Origin of the sequence: Xenorhabdus kozodoii (genome assembly GCF_002632875.1) — a bacterium.
In the GTDB taxonomy this organism is placed as follows: Bacteria; Pseudomonadota; Gammaproteobacteria; order Enterobacterales; family Enterobacteriaceae; genus Xenorhabdus; species Xenorhabdus kozodoii.
In genome coordinates, this window is record NZ_NJCX01000015.1 from 115,919 (window position 1) to 118,950 (window position 3,032).

The window sequence follows — 3,032 nt, forward strand, 5'->3', positions numbered from 1 at the left end:
GAGGCGAACCGGGGGAACTGAAACATCTCAGTACCCCGAGGAAAAGAAATCAACCGAGATTCCCCCAGTAGCGGCGAGCGAACGGGGAGGAGCCCAGAGCCAACATCAGCATCTGCGTCAGGAGAACGGCCTGGAAAGGCCGGCAGTAAAGGGTGATAGCCCCGTATCCGAAGACGCAGGTATTGTGAGCTCGAAGAGTAGGGCGGGACACGTGGTATCCTGTCTGAACATGGGGGGACCATCCTCCAAGGCTAAATACTCCTGACTGACCGATAGTGAACCAGTACCGTGAGGGAAAGGCGAAAAGAACCCCGGCGAGGGGAGTGAAACAGAACCTGAAACCGTGTACGTACAAGCAGTGGGAGCCCCACCACTAAGCCAGTGGTGAAGTCCACAGCGTCATCTTTTGCCTGATGACGGTCGGCGACGCGCCAGCGACGCCCAACCGCCAACATCAAGCAGAGGGGGCTTAGTGGTGGGGTGACTGCGTACCTTTTGTATAATGGGTCAGCGACTTATATTCTGTAGCAAGGTTAACCGTATAGGGGAGCCGCAGGGAAACCGAGTCTTAACTGGGCGTTAAGTTGCAGGGTATAGACCCGAAACCCGGTGATCTAGCCATGGGCAGGTTGAAGGTTGGGTAACACTAACTGGAGGACCGAACCGACTAATGTTGAAAAATTAGCGGATGACTTGTGGCTGGGGGTGAAAGGCCAATCAAACCGGGAGATAGCTGGTTCTCCCCGAAAGCTATTTAGGTAGCGCCTCGTGAAGTCATCTTCGGGGGTAGAGCACTGTTTCGGCTAGGGGGTCATCCCGACTTACCAACCCGATGCAAACTGCGAATACCGAAGAATGTTATCACGGGAGACACACGGCGGGTGCTAACGTCCGTCGTGAAGAGGGAAACAACCCAGACCGCCAGCTAAGGTCCCCAAGTCATGGTTAAGTGGGAAACGAAGTGGGAAGGCTCAGACAGCCAGGATGTTGGCTTAGAAGCAGCCATCATTTAAAGAAAGCGTAATAGCTCACTGGTCGAGTCGGCCTGCGCGGAAGATGTAACGGGGCTAAACCATGCACCGAAGCTGCGGCAGCAACATTTCGATGTTGTTGGGTAGGGGAGCGTTCTGTAAGCCGTTGAAGGTGGGCTGTGAGGCCTGCTGGAGGTATCAGAAGTGCGAATGCTGACATAAGTAACGATAAAGCGGGTGAAAAACCCGCTCGCCGGAAGACCAAGGGTTCCTGTCCAACGTTAATCGGGGCAGGGTGAGTCGACCCCTAAGGCGAGGCTGAAAAGCGTAGTCGATGGGCAACAGGTTAATATTCCTGTACTGGGTGTGACTGCGAAGGGGGGACGGAGAAGGCTAGGCCGGCCGGGCGACGGTATGTCCCGGTTTAAGCGTGTAGGTGGAATGACCAGGCAAATCCGGTCATTTGTTAACACTGAGGCGCGATGACGAGGCACTACGGTGCTGAAGTGGTTGATGCCCTGCTTCCAGGAAAAGCCTCTAAGCATCAGGTCACACACAATCGTACCCCAAACCGACACAGGTGGTCAGGTAGAGAATACCCAGGCGCTTGAGAGAACTCGGGTGAAGGAACTAGGCAAAATGGTGCCGTAACTTCGGGAGAAGGCACGCTGGCGTTAGGTGAAGTGGTTTACCCATGGAGCTGAGGCCAGTCGCAGATACCAGCTGGCTGCAACTGTTTAATAAAAACACAGCACTGTGCAAACACGAAAGTGGACGTATACGGTGTGACGCCTGCCCGGTGCTGGAAGGTTAATTGATGGGGTTATCCTCCGGGAGAAGCTCTTGATCGAAGCCCCAGTAAACGGCGGCCGTAACTATAACGGTCCTAAGGTAGCGAAATTCCTTGTCGGGTAAGTTCCGACCTGCACGAATGGCGTAATGATGGCCAGGCTGTCTCCACCCGAGACTCAGTGAAATTGAACTCGCTGTGAAGATGCAGTGTACCCGCGGCAAGACGGAAAGACCCCGTGAACCTTTACTATAGCTTGACACTGAACATGGAGCCTTGATGTGTAGGATAGGTGGGAGGCTGTGAAGTGTGGACGCCAGTCTGCATGGAGCCATCCTTGAAATACCACCCTTGAATGTTTGATGTTCTAACGTGGGCCCGTAATCCGGGCTGCGGACAGTGTCTGGTGGGTAGTTTGACTGGGGCGGTCTCCTCCCAAAGCGTAACGGAGGAGCACGAAGGTTAGCTAATCACGGTCGGACATCGTGAGGTTAGTGCAAAGGCATAAGCTAGCTTGACTGCGAGCGTGACGGCGCGAGCAGGTACGAAAGTAGGTCTTAGTGATCCGGTGGTTCTGAATGGAAGGGCCATCGCTCAACGGATAAAAGGTACTCCGGGGATAACAGGCTGATACCGCCCAAGAGTTCATATCGACGGCGGTGTTTGGCACCTCGATGTCGGCTCATCACATCCTGGGGCTGAAGTAGGTCCCAAGGGTATGGCTGTTCGCCATTTAAAGTGGTACGCGAGCTGGGTTTAGAACGTCGTGAGACAGTTCGGTCCCTATCTGCCGTGGGCGTTGGAAGATTGAAAGGGGCTGCTCCTAGTACGAGAGGACCGGAGTGGACGCACCACTGGTGTTCGGGTTGTCATGCCAATGGCATTGCCCGGTAGCTAAGTGCGGCAGAGATAACCGCTGAAAGCATCTAAGCGGGAAACTTGCCTTGAGATGAGTCTTCCCTTACCCCCTGAGGGTACTGAAGGAGCGTTCGAGACGAGGACGTAGATAGGCTGGGTGTGTAAGCGTTGCGAGACGTTGAGCTAACCAGTACTAATGGACCGTGAGGCTTAACCTGACAACACCGAAGGTGTTTTGGGGATGAGAGAGAAAGTTTCAGAAAACAGCAGCTTGTTCGAGATTGAACCCAGATTTGTCTGGCGGCAATAGCGCGGTGGGACCACCTGAATCCATGCCGAACTCAGCAGTGAAACGCCGTCGCGCCGATGGTAGTGTGGGGCCTCCCCATGCGAGAGTAGGGCACTGCCAGACA

At 54.6% G+C, this 3,032-nt stretch carries 1 protein-coding gene, 1 rRNA gene and 1 other annotated feature (1 of these 3 cut by a window edge); of the genes, one reads left to right on the plus strand and one right to left on the minus strand.

Going from position 1 to position 3,032, the window contains the following annotated elements:
• Positions 1–2,837: a sequence feature (mutual gap in cmsearch alignment for this rRNA model is longer than 100), on the plus strand; it begins 138 nt to the left of the window's first position.
• Complete coding sequence (locus Xkoz_RS26880) at positions 252–455, minus strand: hypothetical protein (RefSeq protein ID WP_208615198.1); 204 nt, start codon at positions 453–455, stop codon at positions 252–254. (Overlaps the previous feature by 204 nt.)
• Before the next feature lie 78 nt (positions 2,838–2,915).
• Here Xkoz_RS26880 and rrf point away from each other — a divergent pair.
• Positions 2,916–3,031, plus strand: a 5S ribosomal RNA gene (gene rrf, locus Xkoz_RS26885).
• Position 3,032 lies beyond the last annotated feature (1 nt).